The sequence below is a fragment of the Streptomyces sp. NPDC104761 genome, assembly GCF_055583445.1.
Map to the genome: position 1 here is coordinate 28,660 of NZ_JBVJNZ010000029.1, position 21,110 is coordinate 49,769.

The 21,110-nt window shown below is 72.9% G+C and carries 17 protein-coding genes; 5 read left to right on the plus strand and 12 right to left on the minus strand.

Going from position 1 to position 21,110, the window contains the following annotated elements:
* Positions 1-57: 57 nt before the first annotated feature.
* Positions 58-861 carry a hypothetical protein gene (locus tag ACZ63F_RS41540; RefSeq protein WP_469719111.1) on the plus strand — a complete coding sequence of 268 codons (804 nt, stop codon included), beginning with the start codon at positions 58-60 and terminating at the stop codon, positions 859-861.
* A 70-nt stretch (positions 862-931) separates the two neighbouring features.
* Here ACZ63F_RS41540 and ACZ63F_RS41545 read toward each other — a convergent pair whose 3' ends face one another.
* Positions 932-2,212, minus strand: a complete 1,281-nt coding sequence (locus ACZ63F_RS41545) for an AI-2E family transporter (protein WP_469719113.1) — start codon at positions 2,210-2,212, stop codon at positions 932-934.
* A gap of 60 nt (positions 2,213-2,272) precedes the next feature.
* Positions 2,273-2,467 (minus strand): DUF3046 domain-containing protein, encoded by a 195-nt coding sequence (locus ACZ63F_RS41550; RefSeq protein ID WP_352364815.1) that lies wholly within the window; start codon positions 2,465-2,467, stop codon positions 2,273-2,275.
* 80 nt (positions 2,468-2,547) lie between these two features.
* Between ACZ63F_RS41550 and ACZ63F_RS41555 the strand changes: the two genes are divergently transcribed.
* A complete protein-coding gene (locus ACZ63F_RS41555; protein ID WP_469719115.1) occupies positions 2,548-3,528 on the plus strand; it encodes a hypothetical protein in 981 nt (326 codons plus the stop codon).
* A gap of 33 nt (positions 3,529-3,561) precedes the next feature.
* Here the strand turns inward: ACZ63F_RS41555 and ACZ63F_RS41560 are convergent, their stop codons facing one another.
* Genes ACZ63F_RS41560 through ACZ63F_RS41570 form a run of 3 tightly spaced genes read right to left on the minus strand, consistent with a single transcriptional unit; the run spans position 3,562 to position 5,481 of the window.
* The gene (locus ACZ63F_RS41560; RefSeq protein WP_352364819.1) at positions 3,562-3,870 is read right to left on the minus strand and encodes an AzlD domain-containing protein; all 309 of its coding nucleotides are present in this window, start codon (positions 3,868-3,870) and stop codon (positions 3,562-3,564) included.
* Positions 3,867-4,619 carry an AzlC family ABC transporter permease gene (locus tag ACZ63F_RS41565; protein ID WP_469719116.1) on the minus strand — a complete coding sequence of 251 codons (753 nt, stop codon included), beginning with the start codon at positions 4,617-4,619 and terminating at the stop codon, positions 3,867-3,869. The genes ACZ63F_RS41560 and ACZ63F_RS41565 overlap by 4 nt, the downstream gene beginning before the upstream one ends.
* A 10-nt stretch (positions 4,620-4,629) precedes the next feature.
* Complete coding sequence (locus tag ACZ63F_RS41570) at positions 4,630-5,481, minus strand: AraC family transcriptional regulator (RefSeq protein ID WP_457735252.1); 852 nt, start codon at positions 5,479-5,481, stop codon at positions 4,630-4,632.
* A 213-nt stretch (positions 5,482-5,694) separates the two neighbouring features.
* Between ACZ63F_RS41570 and ACZ63F_RS41575 the strand changes: the two genes are divergently transcribed.
* The 3 genes from ACZ63F_RS41575 to ACZ63F_RS41585 are packed head-to-tail and all read left to right on the plus strand — an operon-like array spanning position 5,695 to position 12,354.
* Positions 5,695-10,665 (plus strand): ATP-dependent helicase, encoded by a 4,971-nt coding sequence (locus ACZ63F_RS41575; RefSeq protein WP_469719118.1) that lies wholly within the window; start codon positions 5,695-5,697, stop codon positions 10,663-10,665.
* A gap of 49 nt (positions 10,666-10,714) precedes the next feature.
* Positions 10,715-11,557, plus strand: a complete 843-nt coding sequence (locus ACZ63F_RS41580) for an Fpg/Nei family DNA glycosylase (protein ID WP_469719120.1) — start codon at positions 10,715-10,717, stop codon at positions 11,555-11,557.
* A 32-nt stretch (positions 11,558-11,589) separates the two neighbouring features.
* Positions 11,590-12,354: an SDR family NAD(P)-dependent oxidoreductase gene (locus tag ACZ63F_RS41585; protein WP_469719122.1), complete on the plus strand. Its 765-nt coding sequence runs from the start codon at positions 11,590-11,592 to the stop codon at positions 12,352-12,354.
* 620 nt (positions 12,355-12,974) lie between these two features.
* Here ACZ63F_RS41585 and ACZ63F_RS41590 read toward each other — a convergent pair.
* The 7 genes from ACZ63F_RS41590 to ACZ63F_RS41620 all read right to left on the minus strand — a co-directional run bounded on the left by ACZ63F_RS41590 (position 12,975) and on the right by ACZ63F_RS41620 (position 21,004).
* The gene (locus tag ACZ63F_RS41590) at positions 12,975-13,349 is read right to left on the minus strand and encodes a helix-turn-helix domain-containing protein (RefSeq protein ID WP_352364829.1); all 375 of its coding nucleotides are present in this window, start codon (positions 13,347-13,349) and stop codon (positions 12,975-12,977) included.
* A 109-nt stretch (positions 13,350-13,458) separates the two neighbouring features.
* Complete coding sequence (locus ACZ63F_RS41595; protein WP_469719123.1) at positions 13,459-14,004, minus strand: CinA family protein; 546 nt, start codon at positions 14,002-14,004, stop codon at positions 13,459-13,461.
* A complete protein-coding gene (gene pgsA, locus ACZ63F_RS41600; RefSeq protein ID WP_469719125.1) occupies positions 14,001-14,756 on the minus strand; it encodes a CDP-diacylglycerol--glycerol-3-phosphate 3-phosphatidyltransferase in 756 nt (251 codons plus the stop codon). Before pgsA ends, ACZ63F_RS41595 begins: the two co-directional genes overlap by 4 nt.
* Positions 14,753-16,225, minus strand: a complete 1,473-nt coding sequence (rimO, locus tag ACZ63F_RS41605) for a 30S ribosomal protein S12 methylthiotransferase RimO (RefSeq protein WP_469719126.1) — start codon at positions 16,223-16,225, stop codon at positions 14,753-14,755. Before rimO ends, pgsA begins: the two co-directional genes overlap by 4 nt.
* A gap of 92 nt (positions 16,226-16,317) precedes the next feature.
* Positions 16,318-17,160, minus strand: coding sequence for a helix-turn-helix domain-containing protein (locus tag ACZ63F_RS41610; RefSeq protein WP_469719128.1), 843 nt, complete (start codon positions 17,158-17,160; stop codon positions 16,318-16,320).
* Between the two features lie 291 nt (positions 17,161-17,451).
* The gene (locus ACZ63F_RS41615; protein WP_469719130.1) at positions 17,452-20,199 is read right to left on the minus strand and encodes a DNA translocase FtsK; all 2,748 of its coding nucleotides are present in this window, start codon (positions 20,197-20,199) and stop codon (positions 17,452-17,454) included.
* Between the two features lie 124 nt (positions 20,200-20,323).
* Positions 20,324-21,004, minus strand: a complete 681-nt coding sequence (locus ACZ63F_RS41620) for a response regulator (RefSeq protein ID WP_189262252.1) — start codon at positions 21,002-21,004, stop codon at positions 20,324-20,326.
* Positions 21,005-21,110: the final 106 nt, after the last annotated feature.

A 21,110-nucleotide genomic window follows, 5' to 3' on the forward strand; every position in this document is an offset into this window, starting at 1 on the left:
GGCGGGTGTCTTCGGCCGGACGACGACCGCGCGGGCGGGCGCCGGGAGGCTGGGCGCATGTCCTCCTCCCTGCAGAGTCCGCCCCGCAGGCCACCGGCGAACCCGCTGGCCGGGATCCTGGTCCGGGTGCGCCCCGCCGAGCGTCTGTGTCACGTGACCGGCGTGCTCCTCGTCCTCTGCGGTCTGGCGCATCTGGTGGTGTTCGCGGTCGACGGCGGGCCCTGGTACGGGCCGGTCTCCTGGCGCAAGCCCGTCACCTTCGGGCTCTCCTTCGGTCTGACGCTGATGGCGGTCACCTGGGTCACCTCCTACCTGAGGGTCGGGGAGCGGCTGCGGACCGTCCTGCTGCTCGTGTTCGCCGCCGACTGTGTGGTGGAGGTCGGCGGGATCACCCTGCAGGCGTGGCGCGGGGTGCCCTCGCACCTCGACATGGAGACGCCCTTCGACACCGCGGTGTCCATGATGCTCGCGGTGGGCGGCGGGGTCCTGGTGGTGCTGCTCACCGTCTTCGCGGTGGCGTCCTTCCGGCACCGGCCGGCCGGTCCCGTGGGCATGGCGCTCGCCGTGCGCTCCGGGTTCGCGGTGCTGCTGGTGGCGCTGGCCTCGGGAGCGGCGATGATCGCGCGCGGGGTGGTGCTCGTCCGGACCGGACACCAGGAGGCGGCGTTCGCCTCGACGGCCCCGCTCAAGCCGCTGCACGCGGTCAGCCTGCACGCGGTGCTGGTCCTGCCGGCCCTGGCCCGGCTGCTGTCGCGCACCGGGTGGAGCGAGCGGACCCGGCGGCGGGTCGTCGCCGCGGCGGTGGGCTGCTACGCGGCGGCCGTCGCCGTCGCCGGGGTGTGGGCGACTCTCACCTACTGACCGCGACTCACCTACTGACCGCGACTCACCCCTGGCGACCGCGACTCACCTCTGGCCACCGCGGAGGCCGTCAGGCCGAGCCCCCCTCGGACTCCGGTTCCTCGGCCGGCCGCTGCCATATCAGGCGCTGCGTCAGGCGCCGCGCGCGCGTGCGCAGCCCGGGGCCGCCCGTGCTCCGCCGGCGGTGCCCCTGCACCCGCGGGTCGTCCGTGACGTCGTACCGCTTCACGTAGGCGCTCAGGAACGCCTGGAGCGTGGCGACCGCCGGGATGGCGATCAGTGCGCCGACCGCGCCGAGGAGCGCGGTGCCGGCGATGACCGAGCCGAAGGCGACCGCCGGGTGGATGTCGACCGACTTGGAGGTCAGCTTGGGCTGCAGCATGTAGTTCTCGAACTGCTGGTAGATCACGACGAACACCAGTACCCACACCGCGTACAGCGGGTTGACGGTGAACGCGATCAGCATCGGCAGCGCGCCCGCGAGATAGGTGCCGATGGTGGGGATGAACTGCGACACAAGTCCGACCCACACGCCCAGCACGGGCGCGTACGGCACGCCGAGGGCCTGCAGCAGGATGTAGTGCGCGATTCCGGAGATCAGCGCCATCACACCGCGCGAGTACAGGTAGCCGCCGGTCTTGTCGACGGCGATCTCCCAGGCGCGCAGCACCTCGGCCTGGCGGGCGGGTGGCAGCACGGAGCACAGGGTGCGGCGCAGCCGGGGGCCGTCGGCGGCGAAGTAGAAGGCGAACAGCGTGATCGTCAGCAGCTGGAAGAGGCCGCCGAGCACCTGTCCGGACACGTCGAGCGCACCGGCCGCGCTGTTCTGCGCGTACTTGCGCAGCCAGTCGGAGTGCAGCAGGCCCTCCTGGACGTCGACCCGCTTCACTTCGGTGTGGAAGGTGTGGTTGACCCAGTTGATGACCGAGTCCAGGTAGTCGGGGAAGTCTTCGACGATCTTTATGATCTGCCCGGCCAGCATCGAGCCGAGCAGGGTGATGAACCCCGCGGTGGCGATCGCCAGGCCGAGGAAGACCAGGAAGGTCGCGAAGCCCCGGCGCATGCCCCGGGAGGCCATCCAGCTCACCGCGGGCTCGATGGCGAGCGCCAGGAAGAACGCGATGAGGATGTTGATCAGCAGTCCGGTGAGCTGGTGGAAGGCCCAGCTGCCCAGCTGGAAGGCGGCGACGAGGGCCAGGGCCAGCACCAGGGCGCGCGGCAGCCAGCGCGGCATGCGGGCGCCCGGTACCGCGGCGCCGGCGGCCGGTGCTCCGGCGCGCGGCGTCGTGTCGGCCGTGCCGGCCGGGGATGCGTCCTGGGCGGTCCGCCCGTCCTCGTCAGTGGATACCACGGTGCAAGTCTCGCCTACGCCACTGACAACGCGTGGCCCGTCTCCGATCCTCGCGCACGGTCAGCGCCTCTCCCCCGGAACGTTCATGACCGTGCAGACCACGCGCCACACGTCCTTGGCCTCCCAGCCGGCGTCCAGGGCCTCGTGCACCGTCAGCCCGCCGAGCTCCGTCATCACGTGATCGCGCGCGAAGGTGTCGGCGTACCCGGAACCGAAGTGTTCATCCATCCGCTGCCAGAAAACCGTCAACCGCATGAAACCAGTATCCCGCCCCTGAGAGTGGGCCCTGCCCGGGAGCGCCTGCCGAGACCGCTTTCCGCCCTACGGTCTTGCGCATGGCCGAATCCGGAGCTTCCTCACTCCCCCCCACGCCCCCGGCGCACTCCCCGCTCTTCCGCGCCGAACGGTTCATGTGGCTCACCGCCCGCGTGCTGGAGCAGCGTCTCTTCGCGTACCACTTCCTGAACGGCGGCCCCGACCCGGTGGAGACCGCGCTGGACGCCTACCGCAACGAGGACGGCGGCTACGGACACGCGCTGGATCCCGATCTGCGCGGCCCGGTGAGCCAGCCGCTGCACGCCGGGCACGCGCTGCGCGTCCTGGACGCCATCGGGCGGTGCGGCGGGCAGCGGGTGGAGCGCGTGTGCCGCCATCTGACGGCGGTCTCCACCGCGGACGGGGCGCTGCCGGCGGTCCTGCCCGGCCCGCGCGGCTACCCGGCGGCGCCGTTCGTCCCGGTCGTCGACGACCCTCCCCCAGCCGCGCATACGCTCGGCCGGGGACACCCCCATGGCTCGCTCCTCGCCACCGGCCCGGTGGTGGGCCTGCTGCACCGCAACGAGGTCTGGCATGCGTGGCTGTTCCGGGCCACCGACTTCTGCTGGCAGGCGATCGACGACCTGGAGAAGTCGCACCCGTGCGAGATCGAGGCCGCGGTCGCCTTCCTGGACACGGTGCCCGACCGCTCACGCGCGGAGGCGGCCGCCGACCGGCTGGGCCGCCTGGTGCGCGAGCAGCGCCTGGCCGCGCTCGACCCGGAGCGCCTCGGCGCGTACCCGGTCGCCCCCGGCTATGCCCCGGGCGAGCACCACTTCCCGCACGACTTCGCGAAGTCCCCGGACTCGCTCGCGCGCACGTGGTTCACGGACGAGGAGATGACCCGCTCGCTCGACTTCCTCGCCGCCGGGCAGGAGGCGGACGGCGGCTGGCCGGTCCGCCGCGAGCAGTGGGCGCCTGCCGCCGCGCTGGAGGCCCGCCCCCGGGTGACGATCGAGGCCCTGCACACGCTGAGGGCGTACGGCCGCTTCGTGGGGTGACCGACGGCTTCGGGAAGGCGGGCGGCGGAAGTCTCAGCCGGTGACGGCCCGCAGCCCCGCCGTGACCACCACGGCGACCCCGACGACGACCAGGAAGGGCGCGCGCAGCACCAGCGCCACGGCGGCCGCCCCGAGGCCCGCGGCCCGGGCGTCCAGCACGAGCGCGTGCCCGTCGGCGAACGTCTGCTGGGCCGTGAGGGCGGCGAGCAGGGCCACGGGCAGCAGGGCGGACAGCCGTCGCACCACCGGCCGCTCCAGCACCCCGGCCGGCACCAGCAGGCCGGCGAGCTTGACGGCGTAGCAGCCGAGGGCGGTCGCGCCGATCGCGATCCAGAAGTTCACCGGGTCTCCTCGGGTGCCTCGTCGCGGGTACGGTCACGGCCGGAGCGGATGCCGGAGACGAACAGGGCGGCCGGTGCCGCCAGCGCGGCCACCAGGACCGGCACCCCGGCCGGCAGCACGGGCAGCAGCCCGAGCCCCAGCAGCACCGCGAGGGCGGCGACCGCGCGGTCGGTCGTGGTCTTCAGCATGGGGGCGAGCAGGGCCAGGAAGACGGCGGGTCCGGCCGCGTCCAGGCCCCAGGCGCCGGTGTCCCCGACGGCCTTGGCGCCGAGCGCGCCGAGCAGGGTGGTGAGGTTCCACAGCACGTACAGGCTGAGCCCGGTGACGGTGAAGCCGATCCGGGCGGCGCGCCGCGTCGGCTGGGCCAGGGTGACCGCGGTGGTCTCGTCGATCACCCACTGGGCGGCGAACGGCCGCACCACGCTCGGGAGGGACAGCACCTGTGAGAGACGCAGCCCGTAGAACGCGTTGCGCACCCCGAGGAAGAAGGCCCCGGCCGCCGCGGTGAACGGGTTGCCGCCGGCCGCGAGCGCGCCCACCAGCGCGAACTGGGAGGCGCCGGTGAACACCAGGAGGCTGAGCGCGCAGGTCTGGAGCAGGCCGAGCCCGCTGCCTGCCGAGGTCACCCCGAAGGCGAACCCGGAGAGTCCCACGGCGACCCCGACCCCGAGGGCGTCCCTGACCACGGCGGAGTCCGGCTTCGGGCCGCCTTCGCCGCGTATGTCTGCGAGTGCTGTCTGTTGTGCCACGCCCGGGACGCTACGGGCCGCCGTGCCCCGCGTCTTGTACGTTCTTGCGCTCGCGCTGGTAGGCGCCCGGTGGGACGCCGACGATCCGGGCGAAGTGCCGGTTGAGGTGCGGCTGGTCGGTGAAGCCCACGGCGACGGCCGCGGCCGCGGGTGCCGTGCCGGCGTCCAGCAGCAGCCGGGCGCGGCGCACCCGGGCGTCGGTCAGCCAGGTGTGCGGGGGCATGCCGTAGGCGTCGCGGAACGCCCGCAGCAGCGCGAAGGGGCTGGTGCCGAGGTCGGTGGCGAGCCGCTCCAGGGTCGGAGGCTCGGCCATCCGCTCCTCCAGCACCGCACGCGCGCGTGCCGCGAGCCGGGCGCCGGCGGTACGGACCTGCCGCTGCGGCAGCGGGCCGCCGTTCAGCCGCAGGAGTCTGGTGACCGCGACGCGCAGCAGGGTGTCGGCGGCGAGCGCGTTGCCCTCGTCGGCGGCGCGCAGCACCCGGTGGACGAGGGCCACGCTGTACGGGTCGTCGAGCACGGGACTGACGAAGCCGGGGGTGCCCCGGATCGCGGTGGTCTCGGCGGCGATCCCCGCCACGAGGTCCGGCGCCGGGTAGACCGCCCCGTACCGCCATCCCTCGGGCACCCCGGCCCGCCCGGTGTGCGGGGTGTCCGGGTTGACCAGCGCAAGCGCCCCCGCCCCCGCCGACACGTCGGAGCCCCGGTGGTGGAAGACCTCGACGCCGTCCGCGATGGCGGCGATCACGAAGTGCTCGTGGGTGTGCCGCACGAACGTCTTCCTGATGTACCTGGCACGCAGCAGATCGACACCGGGCAACGCCTCGTACCGCCAGTGCCGCGCCCGCTCGTCCGATCCCGCCATACGACCATTGTCGGCCGCCCCGGCACACCCGGTGGACCCCTGCCCGCTTCGGGCAGCCGCAGACGGCGAACCGGCCCACGAGGGCTCACCCGCATCCGACGGCGAAGCCGGACCGGGTGGCGATGCGGGCGCCAGACACAGGACCGAAGGCGAAGCCGAGGGCGTCTTTGCAGGTCAGCGCCGCTTGTCAGTGCTCGGGTGCAGGATGGACCCATGGCGAAATCCGCACACCGGGCCCTCGACGGCTTCTCCCCCGCGACCCGCGGCTGGTTCACGGGGGCGTTTTCCGCGCCCACCGCGGCCCAGGCGGGCGCGTGGCAGGCCATCGGCGCGGGCTCGGACGTGCTGGTCGTCGCCCCGACCGGCTCCGGCAAGACGCTGGCCGCCTTCCTCGCCGCCCTGGACCAGCTGACCGCCACGCCGCCCCCGGCCGACCCGAAGAAGCGCTGCCGCGTGCTGTACGTGTCGCCGCTCAAGGCCCTCGCGGTCGACGTCGAGCGGAACCTGCGCAGCCCGCTGACCGGCATCCGCCAGGAGTCCGTGCGCCTGGGCCTGCCCGAGCCGGAGGTGCGGGTCGGTATCCGCTCCGGCGACACCCCGGCCGCCGAGCGCCGCGCGCTGTCCACCCGTCCGCCGGACATCCTGATCACCACCCCGGAGTCCCTGTTCCTGATGCTGACGTCGGCCACGCGCGACGCGCTGACCGGCATCGAGACGGTGATCCTGGACGAGGTGCACGCGGTCGCGGGCACCAAGCGCGGCGCGCACCTCGCGCTCTCGCTCGAGCGGCTGGACGAGCTGCTGCCGAAGCCGGCCCGCCGGATCGGCCTGTCGGCGACCGTCCGCCCGGTCGACGAGGTGGCCCGCTACCTCTCACCGCACCGCAAGGTGGAGATCGTCCAGCCGAAGTCCGGCAAGGAGTTCGACCTCTCCGTCGTCGTCCCGGTGGAGGACATGGGCGAGCTGGGCGGCTCCCCGGCCACCGACGGCAGCGAGGGCGCGGAGAAGCCGTCGATCTGGCCGCATGTGGAGGAGCGGATCGCCGACCTGGTGCAGGCCCACCGCTCGACGATCGTGTTCGCGAACTCCCGCCGGCTGGCGGAGCGGCTGTGCAACAGGCTCAACGAGATCGCCTACGAGCGGGTGACCGGCGAGCCCCTGGACGAGCACCACTCCCCGGCCGAGCTGATGGGCGGCTCGGGCGCGGCCCATGGCGCCCCGCCGGTCCTCGCCCGCGCGCACCACGGCTCGGTCTCCAAGGAGCAGCGCGCGCTGGTCGAGGAGGACCTGAAGGCGGGCCGGCTGCCCGCGGTCGTGGCCACCTCCAGTCTCGAGCTGGGCATCGACATGGGCGCGGTGGACCTGGTCGTCCAGGTCGAGTCCCCGCCGTCGGTCGCCTCCGGCCTGCAGCGCGTCGGCCGCGCCGGACACCAGGTCGGCGCGGTCTCCACCGGCGTGGTCTTCCCCAAGTACCGGGGCGACCTCGTGCAGGCGGCCGTGGTCACCGAGCGGATGCGCACCGGTTCCATCGAGTCCCTGAGGGTCCCGGCCAACCCGCTGGACGTCCTCGCGCAGCAGCTCGTCGCGATGACGTCGCTGGACACCTGGCAGGTCGACGACCTGCTCGCCACCGTGCGCCGCGCGGCCCCCTTCGCCTCGCTCCCGGAGTCGGCGTTCACCGCGGTCCTCGACATGCTCGCGGGCCGCTACCCGTCGGACGCGTTCGCCGAGCTGCGCCCGCGCGTGGTCTGGGACCGGGTCGCGGGGACGGTCACGGGCCGCCCCGGCGCCCAGCGGCTCGCCGTCACCTCGGGCGGCACGATCCCCGACCGCGGCCTCTTCGGCGTCTTCCTGGCCGGTGCCGACCCCAAGAAGGGCGGCGGCCGGGTCGGCGAGCTGGACGAGGAGATGGTGTACGAGTCCCGGGTGGGCGACGTCTTCACCCTGGGCACCAGCTCCTGGCGTATCGAGGACATCACCCGCGACCGTGTGCTCGTCTCCCCCGCCCCCGGCGTCCCCGGCCGTCTCCCCTTCTGGAAGGGCGACCAGCTGGGCCGCCCGCTCGAACTGGGCCGTGCGGTCGGCGCGTTCCTGCGCGAGGTCGGCGCGCTTTCCAAGGACGACGCCCGGCTGCGCCTGCTGGCGGCGGGCCTGGACGCGTGGGCGGCGGACAACGTGCTGTCGTACCTGGACGAACAGCGCGAGGCCTGCGGCCATGTCCCCGACGACCGCACGATCGTGGTCGAGCGCTTCCGTGACGAGCTCGGCGACTGGCGGGTCGTCGTCCACTCCCCCTTCGGCGCCCAGGTGCACGCCCCCTGGGCGCTCGCCCTCGGCGCCCGGCTGGCCGAGCGGTACGGCATGGACGCGCAGGTCATGCACGCCGACGACGGCATCGTGCTGCGGTTGCCGGACGCCGACCTGATGGGCCTCGACCTGCTCGACCAGGCCCCCCTGAAGGCCGGTACGGAGTACGACGCCGAGCAGGCCCCCGTGGGCGCGGCGGACGTCGCCTTCGACAAGGGCGAGGTCGACCAGATCGTCACGGACCAGGTCGGCGGCTCGGCCCTGTTCGCCTCCCGCTTCCGCGAGTGCGCCGCCCGTGCGCTGCTGCTGCCGCGCCGCAACCCCGGCAAGCGCACCCCGCTGTGGCAGCAGCGCCAACGTGCCGCCCAACTGCTGCAGGTGGCGAGCGAGTTCGGGTCGTTCCCGATCGTCCTGGAAGCGGTCCGCGAGTGCCTCCAGGACGTCTTCGACGTCCCCGGGCTCGTGGAGCTGATGGGTGACCTCGAATCCCGCAAGGTCCGCCTGGTCGAGGTCACCACCCCGGAGCCGTCCCCGTTCGCCCGCTCTCTCCTCTTCGGCTATGTCGCCCAGTTCCTGTACGAGGGTGACTCCCCGCTCGCCGAGCGCCGCGCGGCCGCGCTCTCCCTGGACTCCCGGCTGCTGGCCGAGCTGCTGGGCCAGGCGGAGCTGCGCGAGCTGCTCGACGCGGAGGTGCTGACCGAGCTGGAGCGCGAGCTGCAGTGGCTGGCCGAGGACCGCCGGATCAAGGACCCGGAGGGCGTCGCCGACGTGCTGCGGCTGCTCGGGCCGCTCACGGACGCCGAGTTGGCGGAGCGGGGCGCCGAACCGCAGTGGGCCGCGGAGCTGGCGGGCGCCCGGCGGGCCATCAAGGTCCGGATCGCCGGGGCCGAGCACTGGGCGGCGGTCGAGGACGCGGGCCGGCTGCGCGACGCCCTCGGCACAGCCCTGCCCGTCGGCGTCCCCGAGGCCTTCACCGAGCCGGTGAAGGACCCGCTCGGCGATCTCCTCGCACGGTTCGCGCGCACCCACGGCCCGTTCACCTCGGCCACCGCGGCGGCCCGCTTCGGGCTCGGGGTGGCGGTCACGGAGGGCGCGCTGCAGCGGCTCGCCGCGGGCGGGCGGGTGGTGCAGGGCGAGTTCCATCCGGCGGGCATCGGCCAGGAATGGTGCGACGCGGCGGTGCTGCGCAGGCTGCGCCGCCGTTCGCTGGCCGCGCTCCGGCACGAGCTGGAGCCGGTGGCACCGGCCGCGCTCGCCCAGTTCCTGCCGCAGTGGCAGCACATCGGCAAGGGGCACGGGCTGCGCGGCGTAGACGGACTGGTGCGCGCCGTGGAGCAGTTGCAGGGCGCTTCCGTACCGGCGTCCGCGCTGGAGAAGCTGGTCCTGCCGTCCCGGGTGGCGAACTACTCGCCGGCCATGCTCGACGAACTCACCGCGGCCGGCGAGCTCGTGTGGGCCGGCGCGGGTGCCCTGCCCGGCAAGGACGGCTGGGTCTCCCTGTATCTGGCGGACGCGGCCCCCGTGCTGCTCCCGCCGCCCCACCCGCTGGAGCTCACCGCCCTCCACCAGTCCGTGCTCGACGCCCTCTCCGGGGGCTACGGCCTGTTCTTCCGGCAGATCGCCGACCAGGTCCGTGCCACCACCCATCCCGACGCCACCGATCCCCAACTGGCCGACGCCGTCTGGGACCTGGCCTGGTCCGGGCGGCTCACCAACGACACGCTGGCCCCGATGCGCGCCCTGCTCGGCTCGGGCCGTACCGCCGGCTCCACCGCCCACCGCGCCAAGCGCGCCGTCCCACGCGGCCGTTACGGCTCCCTGACGGCGGCGGCCCGCCCCACCTCCCGCACCGGGCCGCCGACCGTGGCCGGGCGCTGGTCGCTGCTGCCGCAGCGCGAGCCGGACACCACCGTGCGCGCCCACGCCCTGGCCCGCACCCTCCTCGACAGGCACGGTGTGGTGACCCGGGGCGCGGTCGCGGCGGAGGGCGTCGAGGGCGGCTTCTCGGCGGTGTACCGGATCCTGTCGGCGTTCGAGGAGAGCGGCCAGGCGCGCCGGGGTTACGTGGTGGAGGGACTGGGCGCGGCCCAGTTCGCGATGGACGGCGCGGTCGACCGCCTGCGCGCGGTGTCCAACGCCCGCGAGCGCGGCGAGGCCCTGCCGGGCACCGGCTTCAAACCCGCCGGAGCCCACGGCGCTTCAGCGCTCTCAGGCCCGAACGGCGGGCACAGCACACCCACCGACTCCCTCGATCCGCTCGGCCCCTTCGACACGGCGGGCTTCCCCGACCTGGACGGCGACTTCAGCTGGCCGCCCGAGCCGCCCGCCGCTCCCGGCGACTACGTCTCTCCCCAGGACCTCGCCCCTGCCGACCCGTTCGCCGCCCCCGGCTACGGCGGCCCCCGAGGTGGCAGCCCCGCCAACCCCTACGGCGCGAACCCCTACGCCTACGGCAACCGCCACACCCGGACAGCCGCGGCCCCCGACCCCAGAGCCGTGGTCCTCGCCGCCGCCGACCCGGCGAACGCCTACGGCGCCGCCCTCCCCTGGCCCGAGCCCCCGACCGGAGCCGGGCACAAACCGGGCCGCAAGGCCGGCTCGCTGGTGGTCCTGGTCGAGGGCGAGCTGACCCTCTACATGGAGCGCGGCGGCAAGACCCTGCTGGGCTGGCCCGCCGCCCCGGACACGGCCGCCATGGACGACACCCGGCTCCGCACGGCGGCGGAGGCGCTCGCGGCCGCCGCCCGCGCGGGCACCCTCGGCACGGTGACGGTGGAGCGGATCAACGGCGTCTCGGCGCTGACCTCACCGCTGGGCACCCTCCTGGAGGCGGCGGGCTTCATCGCGACCCCGCGCGGCCTGCGGCTGCGGGCGTGAAGCACCGTGCGCACCTCACCTCCCGCCCCCTCCGTGCCACCCTTGAGCCATGCCCGAAGGTGACACGGTCTGGCAGGCCGCGAGGCGCCTGCACGACGCACTCGCCGGCCAGGTGCTGACCCGCAGCGACTTCCGGGTGCCCCAGTACGCCACGGTCGACCTCAGCGGCCGTACGGTCCTCGGCACCACCCCGCGCGGCAAGCACCTGCTGACCCGGTTCGAGGGCGGCCTGACCCTGCACACGCACCTGCGGATGGAGGGCGCCTGGAAGGTCTACGGCACCGGTGAGCGCTGGCGGGGCGGTCCCGCACACCAGATCCGGGCGGTGCTCGCCACCGCCGACCGCGCGGCCGTCGGGTACCGCCTCCAGGTCCTGGAGTTCCTGCGCACCGGCGAGGAGGAGCGTGCCGTGGGCCACCTCGGCCCCGATCTGCTGGGCCCCGACTGGAACCCCGACCGCGCCCTGGCCAACCTCCTCGCGGACCCCACCCGCCCGCTCGGCGAGGCCTTGCTCGACCAGCGCAACCTCGCCGGGATCGGCAACATCTACAAGAGCGAGCTCTGCTTTCTGATCGGCGCGACCCCCTGGCTCCCGGTCGGCGCGCTCCCCGCCGACCGCGCCGCGGTCCTCCCCGGCCTCGCCCAGCGCCTCCTGGAGGCCAACCGCGACCGCGTGGTCCGCTGGACCACCGGCCTGCGCGGCCACGACCTCTACGTCTACGGCCGCGCGCCCCGCCCCTGCCTGCGCTGCCGCACGCCGATCCGCCTCGCCGACCAGGGCGACGGCTCCCGCGAACGCCCCACCTACTGGTGCCCGACCTGCCAGACCGGCCCGGCCCCCGCCCCGGGTTCCCGGCGCGCCCACGGAACCCGCCCGCGCACGACCAATTGACGGACCGTCAGAAACGCTCGTACCGTCCCTTCATGCCCCTCACGGCGTACGACCTCACCGGACGCACCGCATTCGTCACCGGCGCCGCCGGCGGCATCGGCCGGGCGTCCGCCGTACTGCTCGCCGAGGCGGGCGCGACCGTGCACTGCGCCGACCGGGACGCGGACGGCCTGCACGAGACGGCCGCGTTGATCAAGGACCGGGGCGGCACCGCCCGTACCCACACCCTCGACGTCACCGACCGGGAGCGCCTCGGGGAGGCCGTGCGGTCCTGCGGGCGGCTGGACGTCATGGCGGCGATCGCCGGGATCATGCACCGCAGCCCGGTGCTGGAGACCAGGGACGAGGACCTCGACCGGGTGCTGGGCGTCAACTTCAAAGGGGTGCTGTACGCCTGCCAGGAGGCGGCGAGGCTGATGCTGGCCGGGCGGAGCGGGGGCAGCATCATCACCATGGCCTCGGGAGCGATCGACACCGGCGGGCCCGGCCTGCTCTGTTACGGCGTGGCCAAGGCGGCCGTGGTCCAGCTGACCAGGACGCTCGCCAGCGAGGTCGGCCGGCAGGGCATCCGCGTCAACGCGGTCGCCCCGGGCTGGACCCGCACTCCCATGACCGACCGCGACGACAGGGCGGAACAGCAGCAGGCGGAGGCCCGGATGGCCCGGATGTCGCCGCTGGGCCGGGTCGGCGAGGCCGTGGACGTCGCGCACGCCGTGCTCTACCTGGCGTCCGACGCCTCCTCGTTCACGACGGGCCAGATCCTGCGCCCGAACGGAGGGGTGGCGATGCCCTGGTAGCCCCTGGCGTCCGCCAGGCCGTCCGCCAGCGGGCCGGCCCCAGGGCCCCCGCCGCCCGGCTCCTCGGCACGCAGTTCACCGGCAGCAGGCTCAGTCCCCACCCGCCGGCGGCCACGGTGCCCTCGAGCGCCCCGGCGCCGTCGGCGAAGGTGATCCGCAGCACGGCCCACCACCACACCGCCGCGAACCCCCACGCAACCCCCCAGCGCACTATCCGCCCCACCATGGCCGCCACCTCCAGCCGGACGCTAGAACGCCGCTCGGCCCACTGGGGAGGCGCACCGAGGGCTCACCGATGCAACGGCCGTGGACCGGCATCGGCGCCTGCTACGCGTTCTCCACGAGGGCGCCCCACGTCGCCTCGGGCACGGTCTTCGGGTCCGCGTCGGACAGCGGGCTCTTCACGGCGTACATGCGTTGTCTCCGGTCGTCAGCCCCCGGTCAGCGTTCCTCCACCATGACCGGATCGGCGGACACCGGCAAATGGACGCATGCCGTCCACGGACGCACGAAAGCCCCGGCCGCCCCTCCCAGGTCTGCCCCGGGAGGGCCCCGGCCGGGGCCTCGCGCACTTCTTCGACGCCGGGTCGGCGCCGCGTCGGTCTATCTCCGCGCAGGGGTCACGCGGCGACCACGTCCACCGCCTCGGCGGGCGCCTTGATGGTCACCCGTTCCGGTGGCACACCCGTCACCGAGACGCTACCCAGCATCGGGCGAACCGGCGTGGGCACGGGCTCGGTGGCCTGGGCGGACTGGGCCAGCTCGGCGAGAGCGAGCTCGTCGCTCACTTCTCGCATGAGCTCGGACATCCGTACGTCCAGCGCGTCGCAGATGGCGGAGAGCAGTTCGGAGGAAGCCTCCTTCTGCCCCCGCTCCACCTCGGAGAGATAGCCGAGTGAGACTCGGGCGGACGAGGAGACTTCGCGCAGAGTACGGCCCTGGCGCTGGCGCTGCCGACGCAGCACGTCACCCAGCAGGCGACGGAGCAGAATCATCGGTGGCTCCCTCCTCGGACCGCGTAGCCGCATCCTTCACGCCCCACCGTACCGCCTCGCGCCGCGGCCGTGCGGGGAGCGATGTCGTGTTCACTCAGGGCTGCAAACATCAAAACCCCCCGTTCTGTTCCGTATCCTGTGCCCGCTCATTCCCGGTCTGTTCGCTCGCAAGCTCCCTCAGAAGCAGTGCGAGTACGCTCCGTACACTCTCTCTACGAATTTCCGCGCGGTCGCCGTTCAACCGCAGGGCCTCCACTTTTCCGCCAGCGGCAGAACCGGAACCAGGGCCGAACGGCCCGTCCACGGCCACGAAGACCGTCCCGACCGGCTGGCCGTCCTGTGGTTCCGGTCCGGCGACTCCGGTGGTCGCCAGGCCCCAGTCGGCACCCAGCGCCTTGCGCACTCCGGCGGCCATCTGGGCCGCGACCTGCGGATCCACCGCGCCCCGCTGGGCCAGCAGAGTGGCGTCCACGCCCAGCAGCGTGTGCTTCAGCTCGGTCGCGTAGGCGGTGACCGAGCCCCGGAACGCCTTGGACGCCCCCGGCACCGTGGTGATCTCCGCCGCTACCAGGCCGCCGGTCAGCGACTCGGCGACGGCGAGGGTCTGCCCCCTCACCGTCAGTAGTCGCACCAGTTGGGCGGCCGTGGAATTCACGCTTCCGTCTCCTCCAACGCCGCCGCCCGCTCGGCGATTCCCCGCCGTCGCAGCACAATGGCCTGTCTCACATAGTCGAGGCCGGTGACGACCGTCAGGACGACGGCCGCCGCCATCACCCAGAACCTCAGGGTCGCCAGCCACCCCGTCAGTGCCAGCACGTACATCCCCACGGCCACGCCCTGGGTGAGGGTCTTGAGCTTGCCGCCGCGGCTGGCCGGGATCACGCCGTACCGGATGACCACGAAACGCATCAGCGTGATGCCGATTTCCCGGGCGAGGATCACGATCGTCACCCACCAGGGCAGGTCGCCCAGCCCGGACAGGCAGATCAGCGCCGCTCCCATGATCGCCTTGTCGGCGATGGGGTCGGCGATCTTCCCGAAGTCGGTGACGAGGTTGTAGGTGCGGGCCAGATGCCCGTCGAACAGGTCGGTGATCATGGCGATGGCGAAGGCCGCCCAGGCGAGCGAACGCCACGCCGGGTCGTAGCCGCCGCCGGCCAGCATCAGGGCGACGAAGCCGGGCACCAGGACCAGCCGGAGCATGGTCAGCAGATTGGCGACGTTCCACAGGCTGGCCTGGTTGACGGCGGCAGCGGCGATCTTCCCGCCGCGCACGGGGCGCTCGCCGTCGTGGGTACCGGAGCCGTGGGAACCGGAATCCGGGGCGGCACCGGAGGTGGCGGCGGAGCCCGGGGCGCCGTGCGCGCCGGAGGGGCCGCCCGCGGCGGACGCCGGGACTCCGGTCATCTGCCCGCCTCCTCGCTCCATGCGGGCGAGCCCTGCAGCGGCTCGGCCACCAGGTCGACACCCTCCGTACCGACCACCTTCGCCTCGACGATACGGCCGACACGCAGTCCCGCGCCGCTGGTCAGCAGCACCTGTCCGTCCGTCTCGGGCGCCTGGTGGTCCGCCCGGCCGCGGATGCCGTCCTCGTCGTCCACGGACTCCACAAGGACGTGCACGGTCTCGCCGAGGCGCTCCTCGGCCCGCTGCGAGACGAGCTCCTCGGCGAGCCGGGAGATGTGCGCGAGCCGCTCGTCGACGACCTCTTCGGGCAGCTTGTTCTCGTACGTGGCCGCCTCGGTGCCCTCCTCGTCGGAGTAGCCGAAGACACCGATGGCGTCCAGGCGGGCGCCGTTCAGGAAGCGCTCCAGCTCGCCGAGATCGGACTCTGACTCGCCGGGGAAGCCGACGATGAAGTTGGAGCGGACACCCGCCTGCGGGGCCTTGCTCCGGATGGTGTCGAGCAGCTCCAGGAAGCGGTCGGTGTCGCCGAAGCGGCGCATGGACCGCAGCACGCCCGGCGCGGAGTGCTGGAAGGACAGGTCGAAGTACGGGACGACCTTCGGGGTGGAGGTCAGTACGTCGATCAGGCCGGGGCGCATCTCGGCGGGCTGGAGGTAGCTGACGCGCACCCGCTCGACGCCCTCCACCTCGGCCAGCTCCGGCAGCAGGGACTCCAGGAGACGGATGTCACCCAGGTCCTTGCCGTAGGAGGTGTTGTTCTCGGAGACCAGCATGATCTCCTTCACGCCCTGTTCGGCCAGCCACCGGGTCTCGTTCAGCACGTCGCTCGGGCGGCGTGAGATGAAGGAGCCGCGGAAGGAGGGGATGGCGCAGAAGGAGCAGCGGCGGTCGCAGCCGGAGGCGAGCTTGACCGAGGCGACGGGGGCGCCGTCGAGGCGGCGGCGCAGGGGCGCACGCGGCCCGGAGGCGGGCGCGACGCCGTCGGGGAGGTCGGCGGGGCCGTGCCCCGGGAGCGCCACCGAGGTGGCCGAGTCCTGCCGCTCGGCGGGGCTGATGGGCAGCAGCTTGCGCCGGTCGCGCGGGGTGTGCGAGGCGTGGATGCCACCGTTGAGGATGGTCTGCAGGCGGTCGGAGATGTCGGAGTAGTCGTCGAAGCCCAGCACGCCGTCCGCCTCGGGCAGCGCCTCGGCGAGCTCCTTGCCGTACCGCTCGGCCATGCAGCCCACGGCCACGACGGCCTGGGTTCTGCCGTGCCCCTTGAGGTCGTTTGCCTCCAGGAGGGCGTCGACGGAGTCCTTCTTGGCGGCCTCGACGAATCCACAGGTGTTGACGACGGCGACGTCCGCGTCCGATGCGTCCTCTACGAGCTGCCAGCCGTCCGCCTCCAAACGGCCTGCGAGCTCCTCCGAGTCCACCTCGTTACGGGCGCAGCCGAGAGTGACGAGTGCGACGGTACGGCGTTCAGGCATGGGCTCAAGACTACTTTGTCTCGCTGACAGCCCACGTCGAAGGGGCTGGCCGATCATGGCCAACCCCTTGTGTACGCGCATGATCCGAACGATTATCCGACTTCCGGGTCGCCCTTGGTGTACGTCAGGCGCTCCACCGCGCCGGGCCGGAACTGGTCCTCGATCTTCTTTCCGTTGACGTAGAGCTGGATGGCTCCGGCGTCACCGAGGATCAGGTTGATCTTGGAGTTGTCCTGGAAGGTCTTGGACTCGCCCTTCTTCAGGAGCCCGTCGAAGAGCATCCGGCCGTTGTGGTCCTTGGCCGAGATCCAGCTGCGTCCGTTGACCGCGCTGACCTGGACGGTGACCTTGTCCTGGGGCGCGGCGGCGATCGCGCTGTCGGAGGGCCCGGGGGTCTTGTCGGGCTTGCTCTCCTTCGGGGTCGGCGAGACCGGCTTGCTGGTCGACGGGGCGGGGCCCTCGGCGACCGACTGCTTGGCGTCGTCGCCGTCGCCGCCCTTGAAGGCGGTGAAGCCGACGAAACCGATCACGACGACGATCGCGGCGACCATGGCCGCCGTCCAGTTGGGCCCGCGACGCTCGGGGCGGATACGTTCCGCCTCGAACAGCGGCGCGGCGGGCGTCGGCGCGGGCCGCCCACCACCGTGGTCCGCCGCGAACTGCGCGAGCAGCGGCTCGGGGTCGAGGCCGACGGCCTTCGCCAGGGTCCGGATGTGCCCGCGGGCGTAGACGTCGCCGCCGCAGGGGGCGAAGTCGTCGGCCTCGATGGCGTGCACGATGGCGATACGGACCCGGGTGCTCCCGCTGATGTCGTCGACGGTCAGCCCGGCGGCGATGCGGGCCTGCTTGAGGGCTCGGCCTACGGAGGGGCGGTCTTCCTCGGACACGTCTGGGAACGGACGCTCGTCTTCAGGGGAGTTGCTGCCGATGGACACGGGGGCGCCTTTCGAGCGTGTAGCCACCTGTGCTGGAGGTTCAGTCTATGGGGGGTGCAAAAGGGTGAGGCAACCGGGCGGTACGACTTTGTACGCCATCGGTATGGCCCGACATCCCGATGACGGGTCAGGTGCGCGCCCCAGCATGGGGTACACACCTTTCCTCTCGCTCAACTTGACGTACGTCAAAGGGAAACGGTTGCCCGACGGTCCCTAACGGGTGGATCACGGTGACGACTCCACCCGGCCCGCAGGCGCCCGTAGCCCTCAGACAGGCCTACCCCTCTAGGTCTACCCCTCGGACTCCCCACGGATCACAGCAAGCACCCCGTCCAGCTCATCAGGTTTTACCAGAACGTCGCGCGCCTTGGACCCCTCGCTCGGCCCGACCACGCCCCGCGACTCCATGAGGTCCATGAGCCGGCCGGCCTTGGCGAAGCCGACGCGCAGCTTGCGCTGGAGCATGGAGGTGGAGCCGAACTGGGTGGAGACGACCAGCTCAGCGGCCTGGCAGAGAAGGTCGAGGTCGTCGCCGATGTCCTCGTCGATCTCCTTCTTCTGCTTGCTGCCCACGGTGACGTCGTCCCGGAAGACCGGCGCCATCTGGTCCTTGCAGTGCTGGACGACGGCGGCGACCTCCTCCTCGGTGACGAACGCGCCCTGCATACGGGTCGGCTTGTTCGCCCCCATCGGCAGGAAGAGCCCGTCGCCCTTGCCGATGAGCTTCTCGGCACCGGGCTGGTCGAGGATGACGCGGCTGTCGGCGAGCGAGGAGGTGGCGAAGGCGAGCCGGGAGGGCACGTTCGCCTTGATGAGACCGGTGACCACGTCGACCGAGGGGCGCTGGGTGGCGAGCACCAGGTGGATGCCGGCCGCCCGCGCGAGCTGCGTGATGCGCACGATCGCGTCCTCGACGTCGCGCGGGGCGACCATCATCAGGTCGGCCAGCTCGTCGACGATCACCAGCAGATACGGGTACGGCTGCAGCTCCCGCTCGCTGCCCTCGGGGAGCTTGACCTTGCCCTCGCGGATCGCCTTGTTGAAGTCGTCGATGTGCCGGAACCCGAAGGCGGCCAGGTCGTCGTAGCGCAGGTCCATCTCGCGTACGACCCACTGGAGCGCCTCGGCGGCCCGCTTGGGGTTGGTGATGATCGGCGTGATCAGGTGCGGGATGCCCTCGTAGGCGGTCAGCTCGACCCGCTTGGGGTCGACCAGCACCATCCGCACGTCCTCCGGGGTCGCCCGCATCATGACCGAGGTGATCAGGCAGTTGATGCAGGACGACTTGCCGGAGCCGGTGGCGCCCGCGACGAGCATGTGCGGCATCTTCGCCAGCGAGTGCATGACGTAGCCGCCCTCGACGTCCTTGCCGAAGGCGACCAGCATCGGGTCGTCGTCCTCGGCGGACTCGGCGAGCCGCAGCACGTCGCCGAGGTTGACCATCTCGCGGTCGGTGTTGGGGATCTCGATGCCGACCGCGGACTTGCCGGGGATCGGACTGATGATCCGCACGTCCGGGCTGGCGACGGCGTACGCGATGTTCTTGGTGAGCGCGGTGATCCGCTCGACCTTCACGGCGGGGCCGAGCTCGACCTCGTAGCGGGTGACCGTCGGGCCGCGGGTGAAGCCGGTGACGGCGGCGTCGACCTTGAACTCGGAGAAGACGGTGGTGAGCGAGGCGACCACCCGGTCGTTGGCCTCGCTGCGCGCCTTGCCCGGGCCACCGCGGGTGAGGAGGTCGAGCGAGGGCAGCGAGTAGGTGATGTCGCCGGAGAGCTGGAGCTGCTCGGCGCGCGGGGGCAGGTCGCGGGGCTTCTCCGGCGCCGGTTTGGTCAGGTCGGCGACGACGGGCTCGACCTTGAGCCTCTCCTGCTTGGGCCGCGCGGCCGGGACCGGACTCGGGCTCGGTGCCGGCACGGGCGCGGGGGTGGTGTCCTCACGGTCGCCCACGCTGACGCCCTGGGTGAGGTCGGCGACGAGCGGCGAGGGCGGCATGCCGTGCAGGACGGCGCCGTCGAGCGCGGCCGCGGCGGCCGCCGCGACGTCCACGGCGTCCATCTGGCGGCCCAGCTCGGGCTGCGGCACGGCGGAGCGCCGCGGACGGCCCCGGCGCTTGGCGAGGGCCTCCTGCTCGGCGCCGTCGGGGTCGTACTCCTGAGGGGCGCCGGAGCGCCTGCGGGGGCGCGCGGGCAGCGCCTGGCGCCACTGCTCGTCATAGCGCTCGTCGTCCTCGCCGTACTCCTGATACCCGTCGTCGGGCTCGGGGTCGTGCAGCAGCCCGAGGCGCACGCCGAGCGCCCGCAGCCGTTGCGGGATGGCGTTCACCGGGGTCGCGGTGACCACGAGCAGCCCGAAGATCGTGAGCAGCACCAGCAGGGGTACGGCGAGGACCTCGGTCATGGTGTACGTCAGCGGGGTCGCCGCCGCCCAGCCGATGAGGCCGCCGGCGTCCCTTATGCCCTGCATGCCGTCGCTGCGGGCGGGCGAGCCGCAGGCGATGTGCACCTGGCCGAGCACGCCGACGACCAGTGCCGACAGGCCGATCACGATCCGCCCGTTGGCGTCCTGCTGCTCGGGGTGGCGCATGAACCGCACGGCGATCATCGCGAGCAGTATCGGCACCAGCAGGTCGAGGCGGCCGAAGGCGCCCGTCACGAGGATCTCGACCAGATCGCCGACCGGACCGCGCAGGTCTGCCCAGGTGCCGGCGGCGACGATCAGGGCGATGCCGAGCAGGAGCAGGGCGATGCCGTCCTTGCGGTGGGCCGGGTCCAAGTTCCTGGCTCCCTGTCCTATGCCACGGAAGACGGCGCCGACGGCGTGCGCGACACCGAGCCAGAGGGCGCGCACCAGGCGGTACACGCCCCCGGTGGGGCTGGGCGCCGGCCTGGGTGCCGGCGCGGACTTCTTCGCCGGGGTCCTCTTGGCGGGCGCCTTCTTGGCCGGGGCTTTCTTCGCGGCGGCCTTCTTCGCCGGAGCCTTCGAGGGAGCGGCCTTCTTCGCGGGCTGCTTCTTGGCTGCGGAGGGACGTGAGGCCATGGGTGTGAGGTTACCGGGGGATGCGACAGGGGACACGTGTGCCCACTGCTTCACCCGTTCGTGTCGGCCTTCGCGGGGCGCGGAACTGACGCACGCTCATGGGCAACTGGGTCCGCAGGCGCGGTCAGTTCTGCGAGGGGAGCGACGGCGTGGCGCCGCCGGTGCCCGGTTCGAGGGCGTCGAGCGCCCGGCGCAGGCCGGTGAGTTTGCGCTCCAGGTGGGCCGCCGTGGCCACCGCGGCCGCGTCCGCGGACTCGTCGTCCAGCTGCTTGGACAGCGCCTCCGCCTGCTCCTCGACGGCCGCGAGCCGGGCGGACAGCTCGGCGAGCAGCCCCGCGGACTCCTTGCCGGCGACCGCGCCCTTGCCGCCGCCCTCCAACTGGAGCCGCAGCAGCGCCGCCTGCTCGCGCAGCTGGCAGTTCTTCATGTACAGCTCCACGAACACCGAGACCTTGGCGCGCAGCACCCACGGGTCGAACGGCTTGGAGATGTAGTCGACCGCCCCCGCGGCGTAGCCCCGGAAGGTGTGGTGCGGACCGTGGTTGATGGCGGTGAGGAAGATGATCGGGATGTCCCGGGTCCGCTCCCGCCGCTTGATGTGCGCCGCGGTCTCGAATCCGTCCATGCCCGGCATCTGGACGTCCAGCAGAATCACCGCGAAGTCGTCCGTGAGCAGTGCCTTGAGTGCTTCCTCCCCGGACGATGCCCGCACCAGTGTCTGATCGAGCGCAGAGAGGATGGCCTCCAGCGCCAGCAGATTCTCCGGCCGGTCATCGACCAGGAGGATCTTGGCCTTCTGCACCATGGCCCGCCCTCCTCGCCCCGGATGTGCACCGGGCGCCGCCCCAGGGGACGACTCCCTTTCGCCGCCCGTCCTTGTGCCGGTCATGGTAGCCGCACCCCGCCTGTCG

Coding starts and splice junctions, on each gene's coding strand:
- ACZ63F_RS41585 (WP_469719122.1), top strand. CDS start 11,590: ATGCCCCTCACGGCGTACGACCTCACCGGACGCACCGCATTCGTCACC.
- ACZ63F_RS41540 (WP_469719111.1), top strand. CDS start 58: ATGTCCTCCTCCCTGCAGAGTCCGCCCCGCAGGCCACCGGCGAACCCG.
- ACZ63F_RS41580 (WP_469719120.1), top strand. CDS start 10,715: ATGCCCGAAGGTGACACGGTCTGGCAGGCCGCGAGGCGCCTGCACGAC.
- ACZ63F_RS41615 (WP_469719130.1), bottom strand. CDS start 20,199: ATGGCCTCACGTCCCTCCGCAGCCAAGAAGCAGCCCGCGAAGAAGGCC.
- ACZ63F_RS41570 (WP_457735252.1), bottom strand. CDS start 5,481: ATGGCGGGATCGGACGAGCGGGCGCGGCACTGGCGGTACGAGGCGTTG.
- ACZ63F_RS41550 (WP_352364815.1), bottom strand. CDS start 2,467: ATGCGGTTGACGGTTTTCTGGCAGCGGATGGATGAACACTTCGGTTCC.
- ACZ63F_RS41555 (WP_469719115.1), top strand. CDS start 2,548: ATGGCCGAATCCGGAGCTTCCTCACTCCCCCCCACGCCCCCGGCGCAC.
- ACZ63F_RS41590 (WP_352364829.1), bottom strand. CDS start 13,349: ATGATTCTGCTCCGTCGCCTGCTGGGTGACGTGCTGCGTCGGCAGCGC.
- ACZ63F_RS41575 (WP_469719118.1), top strand. CDS start 5,695: ATGGCGAAATCCGCACACCGGGCCCTCGACGGCTTCTCCCCCGCGACC.
- ACZ63F_RS41620 (WP_189262252.1), bottom strand. CDS start 21,004: ATGGTGCAGAAGGCCAAGATCCTCCTGGTCGATGACCGGCCGGAGAAT.
- pgsA (WP_469719125.1), bottom strand. CDS start 14,756: ATGACCGGAGTCCCGGCGTCCGCCGCGGGCGGCCCCTCCGGCGCGCAC.
- rimO (WP_469719126.1), bottom strand. CDS start 16,225: ATGCCTGAACGCCGTACCGTCGCACTCGTCACTCTCGGCTGCGCCCGT.